The 18,079-nt window shown below is 71.0% G+C and carries 13 protein-coding genes; 6 read left to right on the top strand and 7 right to left on the bottom strand.

The window, feature by feature from the left end; translation table 11 throughout:
- Positions 1-48: 48 nt before the first annotated feature.
- From C8N24_RS26085 to C8N24_RS26115, 7 genes are read right to left on the bottom strand one after another with little or no spacing between them, the layout of a single operon-like run.
- Entirely contained in the window at positions 49-1,230 is a 1,182-nt protein-coding gene (locus tag C8N24_RS26085; protein ID WP_211340152.1) for a Gfo/Idh/MocA family protein, read from the bottom strand.
- Positions 1,230-2,231 (bottom strand): sugar phosphate isomerase/epimerase family protein, encoded by a 1,002-nt coding sequence (locus tag C8N24_RS26090; protein WP_121255654.1) that lies wholly within the window; start codon positions 2,229-2,231, stop codon positions 1,230-1,232. The genes C8N24_RS26085 and C8N24_RS26090 overlap by 1 nt, the downstream gene beginning before the upstream one ends.
- A 21-nt stretch (positions 2,232-2,252) precedes the next feature.
- Positions 2,253-3,047, bottom strand: coding sequence for a DeoR/GlpR family DNA-binding transcription regulator (locus C8N24_RS26095; RefSeq protein WP_121255656.1), 795 nt, complete (start codon positions 3,045-3,047; stop codon positions 2,253-2,255).
- The gene (locus C8N24_RS26100; RefSeq protein WP_211340153.1) at positions 3,044-3,874 is read right to left on the bottom strand and encodes a creatininase family protein; all 831 of its coding nucleotides are present in this window, start codon (positions 3,872-3,874) and stop codon (positions 3,044-3,046) included. The genes C8N24_RS26095 and C8N24_RS26100 overlap by 4 nt, the downstream gene beginning before the upstream one ends.
- 25 nt (positions 3,875-3,899) lie before the next feature.
- Positions 3,900-5,123: a Tm-1-like ATP-binding domain-containing protein gene (locus tag C8N24_RS26105; protein ID WP_121255660.1), complete on the bottom strand. Its 1,224-nt coding sequence runs from the start codon at positions 5,121-5,123 to the stop codon at positions 3,900-3,902.
- Entirely contained in the window at positions 5,123-6,013 is an 891-nt protein-coding gene (locus tag C8N24_RS26110; RefSeq protein ID WP_425474471.1) for a sugar phosphate isomerase/epimerase family protein, read from the bottom strand. Before C8N24_RS26110 ends, C8N24_RS26105 begins: the two co-directional genes overlap by 1 nt.
- 52 nt (positions 6,014-6,065) lie before the next feature.
- A complete protein-coding gene (locus C8N24_RS26115; protein WP_121255662.1) occupies positions 6,066-7,493 on the bottom strand; it encodes an FAD-binding oxidoreductase in 1,428 nt (475 codons plus the stop codon).
- Positions 7,494-7,540: 47 nt separating this feature from the next.
- On the opposite strand from C8N24_RS26115, the gene xylB reads away from it, so the two are divergent.
- The 6 genes from xylB (at position 7,541) to C8N24_RS26145 (ending at position 18,059) form a co-directional block, all read left to right on the top strand.
- Positions 7,541-8,977, top strand: coding sequence for a xylulokinase (gene xylB, locus C8N24_RS26120; protein WP_121255664.1), 1,437 nt, complete (start codon positions 7,541-7,543; stop codon positions 8,975-8,977).
- Positions 8,978-9,044: 67 nt separating this feature from the next.
- Positions 9,045-12,548: a ThuA domain-containing protein gene (locus C8N24_RS26125; RefSeq protein WP_121255666.1), complete on the top strand. Its 3,504-nt coding sequence runs from the start codon at positions 9,045-9,047 to the stop codon at positions 12,546-12,548.
- Between the two features lie 100 nt (positions 12,549-12,648).
- Entirely contained in the window at positions 12,649-13,890 is a 1,242-nt protein-coding gene (locus C8N24_RS26130) for an ROK family transcriptional regulator (RefSeq protein WP_121258031.1), read from the top strand.
- A gap of 68 nt (positions 13,891-13,958) precedes the next feature.
- Positions 13,959-15,890 (top strand): DUF1800 family protein, encoded by a 1,932-nt coding sequence (locus C8N24_RS26135; RefSeq protein WP_121255668.1) that lies wholly within the window; start codon positions 13,959-13,961, stop codon positions 15,888-15,890.
- 1 nt (position 15,891) lies between these two features.
- Positions 15,892-17,451, top strand: a complete 1,560-nt coding sequence (locus C8N24_RS26140; protein ID WP_121255670.1) for a DUF1501 domain-containing protein — start codon at positions 15,892-15,894, stop codon at positions 17,449-17,451.
- Complete coding sequence (locus C8N24_RS26145; protein WP_121255672.1) at positions 17,448-18,059, top strand: plastocyanin/azurin family copper-binding protein; 612 nt, start codon at positions 17,448-17,450, stop codon at positions 18,057-18,059. The genes C8N24_RS26140 and C8N24_RS26145 overlap by 4 nt, the downstream gene beginning before the upstream one ends.
- Positions 18,060-18,079 lie beyond the last annotated feature (20 nt).

Below are 18,079 nucleotides of genomic sequence, written 5' to 3' on the forward strand. Positions count from 1 at the left end.
CCGGGCATCGTCACGGAGACGATGCCCGGTATCCAGACGCCTTTGGTCCTAGGACCGGTACTGGAGCTGCTCGCGCGCGCCGTTGTCGGCCGAGCGCAGCATCGCGTCGCAGATCTCCGCCGCGCGGTAGCCGTCCTCGAAGGTGGCGCCGTGCGGCCCGATCTCCGTGTCCTCGCGGATGGCCGAGAGGAAGTGGTGGATCTCGTGCACGAACGTGTGCTCCCAGCCGATCATGTGCCCCTGGGGCCACCAGTACTGCCAGAACGGGTGGTCGGCCTCGCTGACGAGCACCGTGCGGAAGCCCTGGGCGAGGTCGCCGGGCTTGGAGTCGCGGAAGTGGACCTGGAGCTCGTTCAGCCGCTCGATGTCGAACGAGATCGAGCCCTTGGACCCGTTGATCTCGAACGTCAGGCCGTTCTTGCGCCCGGAGGCGAAGCGGGTGGCCTCGATCGTGCCGACGGCGCCGTTCTCGAAGTCCACGACGGACTCCACGGCATCGTCGACCGTCACGGCCTGGCCCTCGCGGTTCTTGACGAACGTGCGCGTGTGCGCGCTGACCGCCGAGATCTCGCCGACGAGGTAGCGCGCGAGGTCGATCACGTGCGCGCCGAGGTCGCCCAGCGCGCCCGAGCCGGCCACGTCCTTGTCCAGGCGCCAGACCATCGGGAAGTCCGCGTCGATGATCCACTCCTGCAGGTAGCTGCCGCGGAAGTGGAAGATCTCCCCGAGCTCGCCCGACTCGATGATCATGCGCGCGAGCCGGACGGCCGGGACGAAGCGGTAGTTGAAGGCCACCATGGCCTTCACCCCCGTCGCGTCCACCCGCTTCCACGTCTCGTAGGACTCGTCGGCGCTGCGCCCGAGCGGCTTCTCGCAGATCACGTGCTTGCCCGCCTCGGCGGCCGCGATCGTCGGCTCGGAGTGGAAGTTGTTGGGCCCGGAGTTGTCGAACACGCCCACGCGGTCGTCGGCGATGATCTGCTTCCAGTCCGTGACGTGGTCGCTGAAGCCGTAGCGGCGCGCGGCACCGGCGACGGCCTCCTCGTTGCGCCCGGCGATCGACACCAGCTGCGGCATCAGGGGCGGCGGCCAGGTCATGTAGGCGAGCGTCTTGTACCCGTTCGAGTGGGCCTTGCCCATGAACCCGTACCCGAGCATGCCGATCCCGATGGTGGGGATGTCGTCCCCACCCTCGGACTGGCCCATCGTGACGAATCCGACCTTGCTCATCAGGACTTCCGCTCGAAGGCCGCGTCGAACGCGACGGTGGACGGGGAGAAATCGGTGCGGCGCACGAAGGCGAGCGCGTCGGGCGCGCCCCAGTCACGGTCCATGCCCGAGTCTTCCCACTCGATCGAGAGCGGGCCCTGGTAGCCGATCCGGTTCAGGGCGCGGAACAGGTCCTCGAAGTCGACGTCGCCGTGCCCGGGGGAGACGAAGTCCCAACCGCGCTCGAGCTCACCGAAGTTGATGTGCGAGCCCAGGATCGACCGACGGCCGTTGAGGCGCTTGATCGAGTCCTTGACGTGCACGTGGTAGATCCGGTCCGCGAACTCGGTCACGAACTCGCCGCTGTCCAGGAACTGGTGCGCGAAGTGCGACGGGTCGAAGTTGATGCCGAAGCCCTCGCGGTTGTCCAGCGCGTCGAGCGCGAGCCGCGTCGTGACGAAGTCGTAGGCGATCTCCGTCGGGTGGACCTCGAGCGCGAACTTCACGCCCTCCGCGTCGAACACGTCGATGATCGGCGACCAGCGCTCGGCGAAGTCCTCGTAGCCGCGCTCGATGTCGGCGAAGTCGTTCGGCGGGAAGCTGTAGATGAGGTGCCAGATCGAGGAGCCGGAGAACCCGGTCACGACCTCGACGCCCAGCTGCGCGGCCGCGCGGGCCGTGTCCTTCATCCGCTCGGCGGCCCGCTGGCGCACGCCCTCGGGATCACCGTCGCCCCACACCTCCGGGTCCAGCACGCCTTGATGGCGGTTGTCGATCACGTCGCACACCGCCTGGCCCGTCAGATGCGCGCCGATCGCCCAGACGTTCAGCCCGTGGCGCTCGAGCACCTCGCGCCGCCCCTTGACGTACGACGGGTCCGCCAGCGCCTTCGGCACCTCGAAGTGGTCACCCCAGGTCGCCAGCTCGAGGCCGTCGAACTCCCACTCGCCGACCTTGGCGGCCAGCTCCTCGAACGTCAGATCGGCCCATTGACCGGTGAACAGCGTTACGGGTCGTCCCATCCGTGTCTCTCCTCCTGAGTTTCAGCTATGTGCGATCTCGAGCGCCGTGCCGGCCGCTCGGAATTCCCCTGCGGTCACGTCGTCAAGGCCCTCGTCCGTGACGATCGCGTCCAGGTCCTGCGCGCGGGCGATCGTCAGCAACGACGCGCGCCCGAACTTGTTCGAGTCGATCAACCCCACCGTCCGGGCGGCGTTCGCGCTCGCGACGTTGATCACGTCGGCGAGTGCTCGGCGCGACGTCGTGAGCCCCGCGTCGAGCGTGACGCCCGCGCACGACACGAACGCCAGCTCGAAGTTGAGCCCGGACAGGAAGTCGGTCGTCCAGCGGCCCGCGAGGAGCCGCATGTGCTGGTCCAGCTCGCCCGGCGTGACGATCACCAGCATCCGCTCGTCGGCGAGCTCGTAGGCGATCGCCGGCGAGTTCGTCACCAGCGTCAGGTTCGTGGCGGACTCGCTCACCAGCTGCCGCGCCAGCGCGAGGCAGGAGGACGAGGAGTCCAGGAAGATCGTGGAGCCCGACTGCACCTCGCGCGCGGCGTGCGCGGCGATCGCCGCCTTGAAGCCCCGCGAGGCCTCCGCCCGCTGCTCCCAGCCCGTGGGCGGGATCGCCGCCGCCGGGCCGGCCGCCGCCAACGCCCGTGCGCCCCCGTGCACGCGCTCCACGAGCCCGTCCCGGGAGAGCTGCTCGAGGTCGCGGTGGACGGTGATCGACGAGACGGTCAGATCCCGCGCGAGGTCGGCGACGGACACGCCGCCGTCACGCTGGATGCGCTCGAGGATCTGCTGGCGCCGGACGGCTGGAGGCGTGGTGCTCAAACTCGCTCCTCGAACGCCCGGCGGCGTACCTGCACGTCCAGCCCGCGGAACTCGTCGATCGCCCGCACGAGGTGGCCGCTGAAGCGCTGCAGCGCCTCCTCGCCCTTCTCCGGCGTGGCCGTCATCGGGTTGCCGATCACGCCCGTGCGCGAGAACTCGCCGTGGTCCATCGGGAACGAGAAGTACTGGTAGCCCTCGAACTGCACGTCGGGCGCGCCGTCGGACTTCAGGAACGAGTCCGGCAGCCACTCCGGCGCCTGCGCGCGGTCCTCGGCGGCGCGGTCCATCCGCACGAGCGAGGCGTTGTGCGCCATCACCTGCGAGGTCTCCAGCTCGCTCGCGTGCCAGCCGGGTGTCTCCTCGGGCGGGTTGTCCAGCAGCCCTTCGAGGATGCCGATGTAGCGCTCCGCGTACGGCTTGTAGAGCGCGACCAGCGCGCCCGTCTCGTACTTGATCCGGCGCAGCAGCGGGTCCAGCACCTTGACGTTGGAGCCGTGCCCGTTGACGAGGATGAGCTTGTTCCACCCGTGGTGGATGAGCGAGCGCAGGATGTCGTAGAGCACCGCGTTGAGCGTCTCGGCGCGCAGCGTGATCGTGCCCACCGACGACTCCGTCTCGCGCATGTGCTGCGGCGAGTAGCCGGCCCAGAAGGGCGCGGTGTACGGCACGTCGGCCTGCTCGGCCGCGCGCCGCGCGACCTCCAGGGCCGTGATCGTGTCCGTGCCCAGCGGCAGGTGCGCGCCGTGCTGCTCGCAGGAGCCGATCGGGACGAGGATGATGTCCGACTTCTCCCGGAACCACGCGATGTCCGGCGGCGCGAGGTCCATGATGCAGTTCGAGACAGGGCGGGAATCAGGCATAAGCTCCGACAAGGGCGAGGTAACGGGACGCGACCACGTCGGCGAAGTCGTGGTCGTCGACGTGGGCGTCGACGGCTTCGTACGGGATCTCCGCGCGCAGGCCACCGGAGAGCGCGTCGAGGAACGCGGCGTCGGCCTCCGGGTCCCACAGGTCGCCGCCCTCGGCGTCGGCCAGCGAGAACCCGCGCGTGGGCGCGACGACGTGCACGGGCCCGGTGGCGCGGTTCAGCCGCTCGGCCACGATCGCGCCCAGCTCGGCGCACTCGTCGCGGTCCAGACGCACCAGCGTCATCACCGGGTTGTGGAAGTAGGCCTTGCGGGAGCGGTAGGCGAGCGGCAGCGAGTCGCGCGGGCCCTGGTTGAAGAAGTCCACGCAGCCCGGCACGACGACCTGGGGGAGGCCGAGCCGGCCGGCGATCGTCAGCCGCTCCGGACCCGTCGCGTGCATCCCGTCCTTGAGCGAGTTCGCGACCTCCGAGAGCGTGTAGTCGACGACGCCCTGCAGCGCGCCCTCCTCGCACAGGTGCTCCATCGCCGGGCCGCCGACGCCGTTGGCGTGGAAGATCACGGGCTCGTGGCCGGCGCGCACGAGCTGGTCGCGCAGGCGCATCACGCCCGGCGTCGTCTGGCCGAGCATCGTCACGCCGACGCAGTGCTCGCCGAGCGTCCCGAGCGCCGAGCCGGCGTCGTGGACCATGCCGGCCATCGCCGCCGCCGCGTTGTCGAAGATCGGGCGCGAGATGCCGTTGAGGCCGAGGATGTCGACGACCGAGTGCATGACGCAGACGTCGCTCTCGCCGACGAACGCGGCGAACGTCCGCCGCCCGCTCGCGCTCGGCGAGACCAGCAGCTTCGGCACGCCCACGGGCAGCGCCTGCATCGCGGCGGCCCCGAGCAGGGCGCCTTCGGCACCGCCCAGGCAGAGCACGCCCTGGACGCGCCCTTCGGCGAAGAGGCGCACGACCAGCGCCCGGACGCCGTCCACCATCAACGACACGGCCGCTCCGCGTGAGCCGGCGGCCTGCACGTCGGCCAGCACGTGGCCGCCCGCGGCGGCCACCTCCTCGCGGCCGATGTCGGCGACGCAGCCGGGCTCGCCGAGGATGCCGCTGTCGATCACGACGGCGTCGACGCGCAGCGCCTCCAGGCGCGCGCGCACGTACGCGATCTCGTCGCCCTTGGTATCGAGGGTCCCGATCAGGGCGACGGCGGGCATCAGACCGTGGAAGCGCTCTCCGCGAGCGCGGCTCGGAGGTGGTCGATGCTCTGCTGCGCGTAGCGGTCGTAGTAGACCTCCGGCACGGCACCGGTCGAGTGGTCGCGCAGGAACTTCTCCATGCCCGGCCCGCCGCCGGCCTCGGAGGCGTCGCCGATCTCGCGGTCGGAGACCGCGCTGCGGTCGGGCGAGGCGACGAACTCGGCCGTCATGTGGCCCTGGTAGCCGATGGTCTGCAGCGCCCGCACGATCGCGGACCAGTCGAGCGCGCCGTGGCCGGGAGGCATCCGGTTGTTGTCGGCGACGTGGAAGTCCACGAGCCGGTCACCGGTCTGGTGAATGGCCTCGATCAGGTCGGCTTCCTCGATGTTCATGTGGAACGTGTCGAGCGACACGCCCATGTTCCCGCCGACCGCCTCGCACAGCGCGAGCGCCTGCTCGCAGCGGTTGAGGAAGTACGTCTCGAAGCGGTTCAGCGGCTCCAGGCCGATCCGCACGCCGACCGTCTCCGCGTGCGCCTGGCACTCGCGCAGGGACTCGACGCACCAGCGCCACTCGTCCGCGGGCGAGCCCATCGGCGTGATCTTGCCGACCGTCGACGGGACGACCGTGACGATCTTGCCGCCCAGGCGGGAGACGAGCGTCAGGCAGTCCTTGACGTACTCGACGCTGCCGATCCGCATGTAACGGTCCTCGTGGCACAGGTCGCGCGCGCCCATCATCAGCGTCACCGCGCCCCAGCACTCGACCTGATGCTCCTCGAGCAGCCTGCGGACGTGGTCGACGTCGTAGAGGCCCGGCTCGCCGGAGATCTCGATCCCGTCGTAGCCCAGACGCCCGAGTCGCTCGATCGTGCGCTCGATCGGCTCCGGACGCATCCAGTTGTGCATCGACACCTTGATCGCCACTGTCCTCTTCTCCTCCTCGGGCTCGGCCTTCTCCTCAGAGGCCGAGCTTGCCGGGATTCATGATGCCGTGAGGATCTAATGCGGACTTGATCGAGCGCAAGGCCTCCAAGCCCTCGCCGTGTTGTGCGTGCATGAAGGGGGCGAGCTTGAGGCCGACGCCGTGGTGGTCGTTCATGACCCCGCCGGCGGCCAGGACGGCCGTGACGCCGTCGTTCCAGATCTGGTCGTGGAGCGCGAGCGGGTCAGGCCCGCCGTCGGGGAGGAGGAAGCGGGCGTAGATCATCGTGCCCCAGCGGTACCAGTGCGAGAAGTGCACCCGCAGCTGCAGGCCCTGCGGGGCGTAGCGGTCGCGGACGGCGGTCTTCAACGCCTCGTGGACCGCGTGGATGTCGCGGTAGGACGCGACGACGTCGATCGTGCCCCAGATCGCCGGGAGCTCAGGATGGTGCGGCGGCTTGTAGAAGTCGTAGCGCCGGTTCCACCACGTCTCGGACAAGGCGGGATCGAGCTCGCGCCCGCCCTCCTGGCGCGCGAGCGCGATCGTGGCGGTGCGCTCCGCGGCGACGACCGCCGGCTCGCCCCCCTCGAAGACCAGGATCGCGCAGACGCCGTCCAGCGTCTCGCCGACGACGGGCGAGAGCGTGCGGACGGTCGCCTCCTCGTCGTACATGCGGATCACCGACGGCCGGATCCCGCGCGCGAGCGCGGTGCGGAACGCGGTCACGCCCGCCTGCAGCGTCGGGAAGTGCAGCGCCGTGAACGTGCGCTCAGCGGGCAGCGGGACGATCTCGAGCGTCGCGCGGGTGATCACGCCGAGCGTGCCCTCGGCCCCGACGAACAGCTGCGTGAAGTCCGGGCCCACCGCGTGGCGCGGCGCGCTCACGCTGTCGATCAGGCGGCCGTTGGGCAGCGCGACGCGCAGCCCGACGATCAGGTCCTCGATCTTGCCGTAGCGCGTGGAGAGCACGCCGGACCCGCGCGCGGAGACGTACCCGCCGACCGTCGCCCACTGCGAGCTCGCGGGGTAGTGCGGGAGCATCAGCCCGCGCTCGTTGAGCGCGCGTTCCAGCACGTCGCCGTTGACGCCGGCCTGCGCCGTGACCGTCATCGAGACCTCGTCGATCTCCACGATCCGGTTCAGCGCCCGCAGGTCCAGCACGAGCCCGCCGCCGACCGGCACGGCGCCGCCCTGCGTGCCCGAGCCGCCGCCCCAGGCGACGACGGGGACCCCGTGCTCGCCGGCGAGGCGCAGCACGGCCGCCACATCCTCCTCACGCCGCGGCACGGCGACCACGTCCGGCCGGCCCAGCGGCAGCCCCGCCGCGCGGGCGTGGATGGCGGGCCAGTACGTGTCGGCCGTGTAGGCGTCAAGCTGTGCGTCCTCGGTGAGGACCGAATCCTCTCCGAGGAGCGCCGCGAGGGCGGGTGCGAGCTCGACCAGCTGCGTAACAGAAGACTTCATCTATTGACAGCGAACCTTGCATTACCCTTCAATCGCTGTCAAGCCAAATGTCATCAACACTTCAAAATCCGTCACGCACCGCGATCGGCATCGATGTCGGAACGTCCGCGGTCAAAGTCATCGCCGTCGCTGAAGACGGCGAAGTGCTCGAGCGGCGCGAGGTCGCGTACCCGCTCTCGACGCCTCAGCCCGGCTGGTCCGAGCAGAACCCCGACGACTGGTGGGCCGCCACCGAGCAGGCGCTGGAAGGCCTGACCGACGGCGTCGCCGGGATCGGGCTCTCCGGCCAGATGCACGGGCTCGTCACGCTCGACGCGCAGGATCGCCCGATCCGGCCGGCGATCCTCTGGAACGACCAGCGCACGGGCGCGGAGTGCGACGAGATCGAGGAGAAGGTCGGCTTCGACCGGCTCGTCGAGCTCACCGGCAACCGCGCGCTGACGGGCTTCACGGCGCCGAAGCTGCTGTGGCTGCGCAAGCACGAGCCGGATAACTACGCCCGGATCGCCCACATCATGCTGCCGAAGGACTACGTCCGGCTCAAGCTCACGGGCGAGCGGGCGATCGACGTCGCCGACGCCTCCGGCACGCTGCTGCTGGACGTCGCCAAGCGGCGCTGGAGCGACGAGGTGCTGCAGACGCTCGAGATCGACCCGGCGTGGCTGCCGACCGTGCTCGAGTCGCCCGAGGTCAGCGGCCGGACGCCGGCCGGGATCGCCGTCGCCGCCGGTGCCGGCGACCAGGCGGCGGGCGGTCTCGGCGTCGGCGTCGACCGTCCCGGGCCGCTGTCGGTGGCGATGGGCACGTCCGGCGTCGTCTTCGCCGCGCTGCCCGAGTACCGGGCCGACGCCCAGGCGCGGGTGCACGCGTTCTGCCACGCGGTGCCCGGCGCCTGGCACCAGATGGGCGTGATGCTCTCGGCGGCCGGGTCGCTCGCCTGGCTGCGCAACGTGGTCGGCGGCGAGTTCTCGGGGCTGACCGAGGAGGCCGCCGCCTGGGGGCCCGGCACCGACGGCCTGACGTTCCTGCCGTACCTGACCGGCGAGCGCACCCCGCACGCCGACCCGAACGCGCGCGGCGCGTTCACCGGCCTCGAGATCCGCCACAACCGGGGCGCACTCACCCGTGCGGTGCTCGAGGGCGTGGCCTGCGGCCTGCGCGACTCGTTCGACCTCGTCGGCGGCGGCGAGCGTGGCCGGGTGTCCGGCGGCGGCGCGCGCAGCGAGCTGTGGCTGCAGATCGTCGCCTCGGTCCTGGAGATCCCGCTCGAGCGGCTCGCGGTCGAGGAGGGCGCGGCCTACGGCGCAGCGCTGCTCGGCGGCGTCGCCGGCGGCCTCTGGAGCGACGTGCACGAGGCCGTGGCGGCGTGCGTGCACACGCACTCGGAGGTGCAGCCCGTCCAGGAGTGGATCGAGCCCTACCGGGAGCTGCGTGAGCGGTATCGCGCGCTGTACCCGGCTCTCACCCAACTAACAGGTAGTTGACATGAGATTGTCAGACAGTGTTTAGTTGGCCCGCAGGACCAAATAGGGTTTTCGAGGGGAGAGGGTCGTGTCAAGGAGAGTCGCCACCGCGGCTGCGGTCGCTGCTGCGCTGACCGCGCTGCCGTCCACGGCGCAGGCGCAGGACACCGCGCCGCCGGCCATCGAGCCGGCGGCGTTCGCCGCGGCGCCGAACGGGAACAACAGCTGGCGGCTCACCGCGCCGCAGACGCTGAACCTGTCAGCCACCGATGACGTCGCCGTCAGCAAGTTCCAGTACTCGCTGGACGGCGGCGCCACCTACGTGGACGTCCCCGCCACCGCGGGTCCCTCCGCGACGGCGTCGGTCACGCTGTCGCAGGAGGGGAACACGCCGCTGCGCTACCGCGCAGTGGACAGCGCCGGGAACGTCTCTCGGGTCGCGCTCAACACGACGCTCAACCAGGCGGCGGCCGCGGGGGCGACCGCCGTCCGGCTGAGCAGCACCAACGGGCTCGGCCCGGGGGACCAGCTGGTGCTCAACACGGGCACCGGCCAGGAGACGGCGACGATCGCGACGGTCGTGCTGCCCAACCCGGGCGGGACGACGCCGAACGTCACCCTCACGGCGCCGCTGACGAAGGCGCACGCCGCGAGCACCGCGGTCGCCGCGACCGCGTACGCGCACACGATCACGCTGCAGATCGACACCAAGGGCCCGGTCGCGACCTGGGGGACCCAGGCCTCGACGCTGAGCGCCGCCTCCACGGCGGGCGCCACCGGCCTGCGCCTCGCGAGCGTCACCGGCCGCACCGCCGGTGAGACGCTCCAGGTCGACACCGGCCCGGGCGCGGAGACCGTCAAGGTCGCCAGCGTCGACGCGGCCGCGGTCGCCCCGGCGCCGAACATCATCTTCACCAGCGCGCTCACGCGGGCGCACCAGTCGGGTTCCGCGGTCTACGTGCCGCAGGTCGTCGACGGCAAGATCCTGCAGTCGCAGACGCTCACGCCGCTGCGCTCGGACCCGCGCCTGCGTGACCTCAGCGACACCGTCTCCACGGGCGCCGGCGGCTCCGCTCCGCGGCGGATGACCCTCGACGGCACGTCCATGATCCCCAAGACCGTCGACGTCAACCGGCTGACGGTCGGCAAGCACGTCCAGACCGTCTCGCTCCAGGACACGGCGGGCCAGACGTCCAAGTACGTCAACACCTTCGTCGTGACGACGTCCTTCGCGGACCTCGGCACGGTCATCGACCAGTACGCCAACAACGCGCTCCGGACCACGCTCAACACCGCGCACGCCGTCGGGGCGACGGGCTTGCGGCTGGCGAACCCGGTCGGCTTCCGCGCCGGCCAGGAGATCGTCGTCGGCTCCGGTGACACCGCCGAGACGGTGAAGATCACCCGCTCGCTGAGCACGCCGCCTTCCGTCAACACGACGCTGGCCGCGGCCGCGACCACCGGATCGACCAAGATCCGCCTGACGAGCTACAACAGCGAGGCGCTCGCCGGCCCGAACCCGCCGAGCAACAACGGCCCGATCGCGGGTCAGCCGATCGTGCTCGACTTCGGCGCGAACCAGGAGGTCGTGTACGTCAAGCGCAACATCTCGCCGCTGCCGGCCGCGCCGGAGCCCAACGTCGAGCTCACCGCGCCGCTGACCAAGGACCACGCCGCGGGTGCCGCGACGAACCTCAGCAACGTCATCCTCGCCGCCCCGCTGACGAAGGCGCAGGCGAACGGCGCCGCGGTCGCGCTCCCGCAGCCGCTGATCAGCGCCGCCAAGGCGACCGAGCTGCGCACGCTGCTCGCCGACGCCAAGACCAAGGCCGACGCCGGCCAGACCGCCGCGGCCATCACGGCCCTCCAGGCGTTCAACGCGGCCGCCGCGAGCTCGCGGCCGCTGCAGAGCGCCGGTGAGGCGCTGATCGCCCAGCTCAACGGCACGCCGGTCGACACCGCCGGCACGGGCATCACCGTCGAAGGGGCCGAGGAGGGCGTGCAGGCGATCCGCCAGTACTACAACCCGAGCCCGTTCAAGGCCAACCCGTTCGCCACGTACAAGATCCTCGTCAGCGGCCGCGCCGGTGGCTTCCGCCACCAGTCGATCGTCGACTTCGAGACGATGTTCCAGGAGCTCGGCACCACCAACGGCTTCGACGTCGAGATCTGGGACCCGAACATCGGCGCCAGCCCCGGCCGTCAGGCCCCGGCGGGCGTCTCGCTGCCCACGAGCCCGTTCCTGGACTGGGAGCAGCTCAAGCAGTACAAGACGGTCGTCCTCAACTCGACGGTCGGCATCAACGGCACGTCGACCATGAACGCGGTCGAGTTCGCCAACCTCCAGCGCTTCGTCCGCGCGGGCGGCGGCGTGATCGCCATCCACGGCGGCATCGACTCGATGCAGAACGTGCCGTGGTTCATGGACCTGGTCGGCGCCGGCTTCACCAACCACGGCGGCAACCAGGGCGGCATCCTCGTCGAGACCGAGTCGGGCGGCCACGTCGAGCTGCTCAACGCCGACCCGGCGCACTCGACGATGCAGTCGGTGCCGAAGCGCTTCTCCACCGTCGAGGAGCTCTACAACACCAACCGCAACCCGGCCGAGCTCGGGATCGTGCATCCGCTGATGTACGAGAACGAGGACTCCCTGGTCGGCCAGCTCGGCTACAGCACGGGCGCGCTCCACAACAGCGACCGGCACTCGATGACCTGGTGCCGGAACTTCGACGGCGGCCGGTCGTTCACGACCGCCCTCGGCCACAACTGGCAGTTCACCACCCAGCAGTGGTGGCGCGACATGATGCTCAACGCGGTGCAGTGGACCGCCGGGCAGGAGTACAGCAACTGCGTCACGTTCAACGAGGTCAAGGACCTGCTGGACCAGGCGTCCGCGGACGGCAACGTCACCACCGCCGGCTCCACCGCGCTGAACGCGGCGCTCGCGAGCGCCGACACGGCGTACCGTGCCGACGACTTCGCCGCCGCGGCCGGGTTCGCCCGTGAGTTCGTCGCGCAGGCCAAGCGCCTGGCCAACGCGGGCGCCGACAAGGGCACCGCGCTGATGCAGCTCCAGACCAAGGGCGCCGAGCTCGTGGGCTGGATGAGCGGCAACGAGGCCGAGCCCGCGGCGCCGCGCCTCGAGGGCCCGCCCGCCCAGGGCACGGTCGGCGGCAGCGTGCCGGCCACGCTCGGGCTGACGCTGGGCGCGCCGGCGACGTTCGGCGCGTTCACGCCGGGCAAGCCGCAGACGTACACGGCGTCCACCAAGGCCGACGTGATCTCCACCGCCGGTGACGCCCGCCTGAGCGTCTCCGACGCCTCCGCCACCGCGACGGGCCGTTTGGTCAACGGCTCCTTCTCACTCGCGGCACCGCTCCAGGCGAAGGCGACGAGCGCGGCCGGTACCGGCACCGCGTTCGCTCCGGTCGGCGGCTCCAGCGCGCCGACCACCCTGCTCGACTTCGGCGGTCCGGTGTCCAACGACACCGTGACCGTGAGCTTCGAGCAGGCGATCGGGCAAAACGAGGCGCTCCGCACCGGCGCCTACAGCAAGGCGTTGACCTTCACGCTTTCGACCTCGAACCCGTGAATCAGCGTCCGCCGCGGCGACCCCTCCTCGTCGCCGCGGCGGACTCCTTGCTGCCACCAGGGGCATGACGAACGTGTCCGTCGGTACGCTCAACGACCTCATGTGGACTCCGAAGCCGGCGATCGAGCTGTCGAGCCAGCGGGCGGTGCGGCGGCACAACCTGAGCGTGGTGCTGCGTCAGGTCGTCGAACGCGGGCCCCGCTCGCGCGCGACGATCGCCACGGACACCGGGCTCAACAAGAGCACGGTGTCGAGCCTCGTCAGCGAGCTGATGGACTTCGGCCTGCTCGTGGAGCGCGGTGCTGAGCACCGCGGCACGGCCGGCCGCCCGGGGCTCGTGGTGGACGTGGCGCGTGACGGCGTCGTCGCCCTCGGCCTCGAGGTCAACGTCGACTACGTCGGCGTCCAGGCCACCGACCTCGCCGGCGGGTCCCGTTACAAGGGGATGGAGGCCGTCGACAACCGTGGCCGCGGCGTCGACGAGGTGATCGACCGGCTGGGCGCGCTCGCCCGCGGCGCGCTGCAGGAGGTGCAGGCGCAGGGCCTGCGGCCGATCGGCGCCACCGTGGCGGTGCCCGGGCTCGTCGACATCGAGCACGGCGTCGTGCTGATCGCGCCGAACCTGCACTGGAACGACGTCCCGATCTGCGACCTGCTGCGCGAGCGGATCGACGCGCCCGGCCTGGAGGTCGGCGTCGACAACGAGGCCAACCTGGCGGCGCTCGCCGAGCTGTGGGAGGGCGCGGCCACCGGCTTCAGCGACTTCATGTACTGCTCGGGCGAGATCGGCGTCGGCGGCGGCCTCGTGCTGGGCGGCGAGCTGTTCCGCGGCTACCGCGGGTTCGGCGGCGAGTTCGGCCACACCACGGTCGAGCACGACGGGCTCCCGTGCGCGTGCGGCTCCCGTGGTTGCCTGGAGACGCGCGCCGGGCTGGAGCCCGTGCTCGCGGCGGCGGGCATCATCGACGAGAGCGAAGGCGGTGCGCGCGGGCTGGCGCGTCCGGTCGGCGAGCTCGTGCGCCGCGCGCAGGCGGGGGAGACGCAGCCGCTGGCCGCGCTCGAGGACTGCGGGCGCTGGCTCGGGATCGCGCTCGGCACGGTCGTGAACCTGCTCTCGCCGCAGGCCGTGGTCCTCGGCGGGAACTTCGCGCCGATGACGCAGTGGCTCGCACCGGTCATCACCGCCGAGCTGTCCACCCGCGTGCTCGGCGGGAACGGCGCCGTGCCGCCGGTGATGTCGTCGAGCCTGGGCGCGGAAGCCGCGATGCGCGGCGCGGCGGCGACGCAGCTGCGTCGGCTCCTCGCAGACCCGACGCTCGTAGCCGGCGCCGTACCCATCTAGTCGGCATTCAAACCTAAATTTTAGTTTAGGTTTGTGTTCGATCTCGGTTTGGTGAGAAAGTCGCGCCCATGGATGGGGGGTCGGTCTTCGGACGCAAGTCCGCAGCCAAGAAGCGCCTCGCTGCACCTCGGTCGCTGAAGGTCGTCAGCGCCGGACCAGCGGGCGTGACGCTGCGGTGGGCGGCGCCAAAGGGCGCCAAGCCCGCCTACTACGTGATCCTGCGGGACGGGAAGAGCCTCGGCAAGACGACGCGCCTCTCGTTCACGGACACGCGCGTGAAGCCCGAGCGGGCCTATCGCTACGCGGTGCGGGCCTACGACAAGGCCAAGCGCGCGGGGGCGCTCTCGCCCAGCGTGCGCGCCAAAGTGCCCAAGGCGGGCCCCGCGGCGCCGCCGACGCCGGGGACGAGCAACCCGGGGGCGCCGGTCGCGGAGGTCACGCCGACGCCGGTGCCGCTGGTCCCGCAGCCGACGCCCACGCCGACCCCGTCACCGTACGACACGATGACCGTGGCGATGGTGGACCGCCTGTTCTGGCGCGCGGGCTTCGGCCCGACCCAGGGGCAGCGGGACGCGTGGGTCGGCAAGAAGCACAGCGACCTCGTCGACTGGCTGGTGAGCACGCCCGAGAGCCTCGACCCCACGATGCCGCTCCCCAAGACCACGACGGGCGTGACCACGCTCGACCCGTTCGGGTCCGAGGTGGAGCTCGAGCTCGAGTGGCTGGACCGGATGCAACGCGCGGTCAACCCGCTGCCGCAGCGGATGGCGCTCTACTGGCACCGCCACTGGGTGGTCTCGCTGAGCGACGGGTCCGTCTCGGACAAGTGGGCGTTCGCCTACCGCAACCACCTGCTCGAATACGCCGACTTCGGCCGCTTCCCGGACGCGACGTTCCGCCGGCTCGCGTACGAAATGACGACGAAGAACGCCGCGATGTCGTCGTACCTGAACCTCAACGCCAACACGCGGACCCGGCCGAACGAGAACTACGCCCGCGAGATCATGGAGCTGTTCTGCCTCGGCCCCACGGACGCGGCGGGCAACGACAACTACAAGCAGGAGGACATCGTCGGCCTCACGCAGGCCTTCACCGGCTGGCGGCTCAACGGCACCGAGTTCCTCACCGACGGCGTCACGCCCAACCCGGACTACGGCAAGATCACCTTCGCGCCCAACCAGTTCGAGATGGCCGCCAAGACGATCCTCAAGCGCACGATCGCGGCCGTCACCGGATCGACGAACACGACCACCAACCCGGCGAGCCTGCAGTGGGGCCCGTCCGCGGTCAACCAGGCGGTCGACATCGTCCTCGAGCACCCGCAGCACGCGCAGTTCCTGATCCGCAAGCTGTGGGGCGAGTTCATCGCCGGTCCGATCCCGCAGGCGAAGCTGGACGCGCTGAGCGCCGAGTACCGCGCCAACGGCTACAAGCTCAAGCCGCTCGTCCGCGGGATCCTGCTGAGCACGGAGATCTTCGAGTCGCTCGAGGAGCCGAACCTGATCAAGCCGCCGATCGTCTACATGGTGGGCGTGCTGCGTCAGCTCGGCGCGCCGATGAAGCACACGCAGCTGCAGGACCCGATGAACAAGATGCAGCAGCGGATCTACCGGCCGCCGAACGTCGCCGGCTGGGAGGGCGGGATGTCGTGGCTGAACACGAACACCGTCCAGGCCCGGTTCGACATGGTCCGCGTGGCGCAGTACCTGCGCTACTCGAACTTCTACCGCAACACGGAGACCCCGGTTCCGCCCGCGAGCGTGAACTACCCGGCCGACGTGGTGGGGGAGACGCCGCAGGCGGCCTACGAGCGCGCGTACGACTCGGTCGGCCGTCCGTGGATCTCCGCCGCGACCCGCGACAAGCTGCTGGCCTACGCGGCGACGCTCTCGGCCGCGAACCAGACCGGCACCGCGGCGACGAACGTCACGGCCCGTCGCACCCGTTTCTACGCGCTCCAGGCGATGATCCTCGGCGGACCCGATGGGCAGGTGATGTGAGATGGAGCATCAGCGCTGCATCGAGTGCGAGGAGATCGAGCTCGCGCGCGTGCGCGACGAGCGCCCCCGGCAGACGATGCCGATCCCGTACGCCGCGCTCGACGGCTTCCCGGCCGGCAAGACGCCGCGCGAGCTGACCCGCCGGCGGCTGCTGCAGTGGGGCATCGCGGGCACGGCGTCGATCTACGGCGCCCACCAGCTCGGCTGGGACCAGGTGTGGGAGTCGGTCGCGCACGCGAGCGAGGCGGCGACGGACAAGTGCCTCGTGCTGATCTACCTGGCCGGCGGCAACGACGGCCTGAACTGGGTGCTCCCGAACGACGCCAACGACTACGCCGCTTACGTGACGGCGCGTCCGGAGATCCATCGCGCGCAGGGCCTGTCGACGGCCGCGCGCGTCGGCTCCAAGCCGCTGCCCGGCCCGGGCGGCGCGGCGCTCGCGTTCGCGAACACGGTCGTCTCGGCCAACGGCGGCGGGGACACCAGCGACCCGCGCTTCAAGTTCGCGGCCGGCGGCGAAGGCTACGGGCTGGACACGCTGTTCGGCGACGGCACCGGCGGCCCCGGCTCCGACCTGGCGATCATGCCGGCGGTCGACGCCAAGCAGTACTCGCTCAGCCACTTCGACAACTCGGACATCTGGTTCGCGGCCAGCAACGACCAGAACACCAAGACCGGCTGGCTCGGGCGCTGGATCGACCGCAACGGCGACGCCGGCAACCCGCTGCAGGCGATCTCGATCGACACGGCGCTGTCGAAGTCGATCCGCACCGCGACCAACCCGGTGTGCGCGATCCCGTCACTGCCGATGTCGGGCTTCATGCACAGCCAGTCCGGCTTCGGGGGGACCAACACCGACCTCAACCCGCAGCTGCGCGACCTCGCGGCGCTGCAGGCGGGAGCGGGGAACGCCTACCTGAGCCGCTCGCGCGGGACCTACGGGCTCGCCCACACCACCTACGAGCGGATCAAGACGCTGAACGCGGTGGCGAGCCCGATCGCGTATCCGAACACCAGCACGCTCTCCGCACGGCTGCGGACGGCGGCGATGCTGCTGGCGGCGAACCTCGGCACGCGGATCATCACGATCCACTGGGGCGGGTTCGACACGCACACGGGCCAGCTGGCCGCCCAGGACCGGCAGATGGCCGAGTTCTCGCGCGCGCTCGCCGCGTTCCGCGCCGATCTGCAGGCGCGCGGCATCGAGCAGCGGGTCGCCACGCTGGCGTTCTCGGAGTTCGGCCGCCGCGTCCGCGAGAACGGCGTGGGCACCGAGGCGGGCACCGACCACGGCGCCGGCGGCCTCATGTTCGCCATGGGCAGCGGCGTGCGCGGCGGGTTCGCGGCCGACTGGCCGGGATGCGAGCTCAACGAGCTGGTGCCGACCAACAACGCCGGGCAGGGCAACCTCAAGGTCCCGACGGACTACCGGTCGGTCTACAAGGCGGTGCTGGACGAGTGGCTCGGTGAGCAGGACTCGCAGTCGCTGCTCGGCGGCCCGACGATCGAGACGTTGATCCGCGGCGACGGGTACGCGGGGGCCCGTAGGCTGTTCAAGTGACCTGGCTGGCCATCCTGTTGAGCATCGCGGGCTTCGGCGGCCCCACGATGGAGGTCAAGCCGCGCAAGTGCGCGGCCCAGACGAGCATCGGCGCGGCGGCGTACACGTCGGCGGCGGCCAAGACGTGCGTCAAGAAGAAGCGCAAGACGCCCGCGAAGCCGCAGCCGACCAAGCCGGGCGCGGACACGCCGACGACGAACCCGGCGCCGCGCACCGAGCCCGGCGGGGGCACGACACCGGAGGCCACGCCGACCCCGAAGCCCGGCGCGACGCCCGTCCCGACCGCCACCCCGGTGGCGACGCCGACTCCGGTCACGTATCCCACGCGCACGAACGTCGACCTCACCGACACCGCGACCTGGTCGGTACGGCCGTCCTACCGGATCCTCGCGGCCGGGAAGATCGACTTCAACGTCAACAACCGCGGTGAGGACGACCACAACCTGACCGTCCGCAACGCGGCCGCCCGCGACCTCGGCACGATCGATCTGGCGCCGGGGAACACGGGCACGCTGACGGTCGACCTGGGGGTCGGCACCTACACGCTCTACTGCTCGCTCCCGCAGCACGAGGAGGCGGGGATGAAGGCCACGATCAGCGTCCGCTGACATCGCTTTACCAGCACTTT

This window comes from Solirubrobacter pauli, assembly GCF_003633755.1.
Lineage (GTDB): Bacteria > Actinomycetota > Thermoleophilia > Solirubrobacterales > Solirubrobacteraceae > Solirubrobacter > Solirubrobacter pauli.

Excerpts from the sequence above, each read along its gene's own strand:
- C8N24_RS26085 (WP_211340152.1), bottom strand. The coding sequence starts at position 1,230 with ATGAGCAAGGTCGGATTCGTCACGATGGGCCAGTCCGAGGGTGGGGAC.
- C8N24_RS26090 (WP_121255654.1), bottom strand. The coding sequence starts at position 2,231 with ATGGGACGACCCGTAACGCTGTTCACCGGTCAATGGGCCGATCTGACG.
- C8N24_RS26100 (WP_211340153.1), bottom strand. The coding sequence starts at position 3,874 with ATGGACCTCGCGCCGCCGGACATCGCGTGGTTCCGGGAGAAGTCGGAC.
- C8N24_RS26105 (WP_121255660.1), bottom strand. The coding sequence starts at position 5,123 with ATGCCCGCCGTCGCCCTGATCGGGACCCTCGATACCAAGGGCGACGAG.
- C8N24_RS26110 (WP_425474471.1), bottom strand. The coding sequence starts at position 6,013 with ATGCACAACTGGATGCGTCCGGAGCCGATCGAGCGCACGATCGAGCGA.
- C8N24_RS26115 (WP_121255662.1), bottom strand. The coding sequence starts at position 7,493 with ATGAAGTCTTCTGTTACGCAGCTGGTCGAGCTCGCACCCGCCCTCGCG.
- xylB (WP_121255664.1), top strand. The coding sequence starts at position 7,541 with ATGTCATCAACACTTCAAAATCCGTCACGCACCGCGATCGGCATCGAT.
- C8N24_RS26130 (WP_121258031.1), top strand. The coding sequence starts at position 12,649 with ATGTGGACTCCGAAGCCGGCGATCGAGCTGTCGAGCCAGCGGGCGGTG.
- C8N24_RS26135 (WP_121255668.1), top strand. The coding sequence starts at position 13,959 with ATGGATGGGGGGTCGGTCTTCGGACGCAAGTCCGCAGCCAAGAAGCGC.
- C8N24_RS26140 (WP_121255670.1), top strand. The coding sequence starts at position 15,892 with ATGGAGCATCAGCGCTGCATCGAGTGCGAGGAGATCGAGCTCGCGCGC.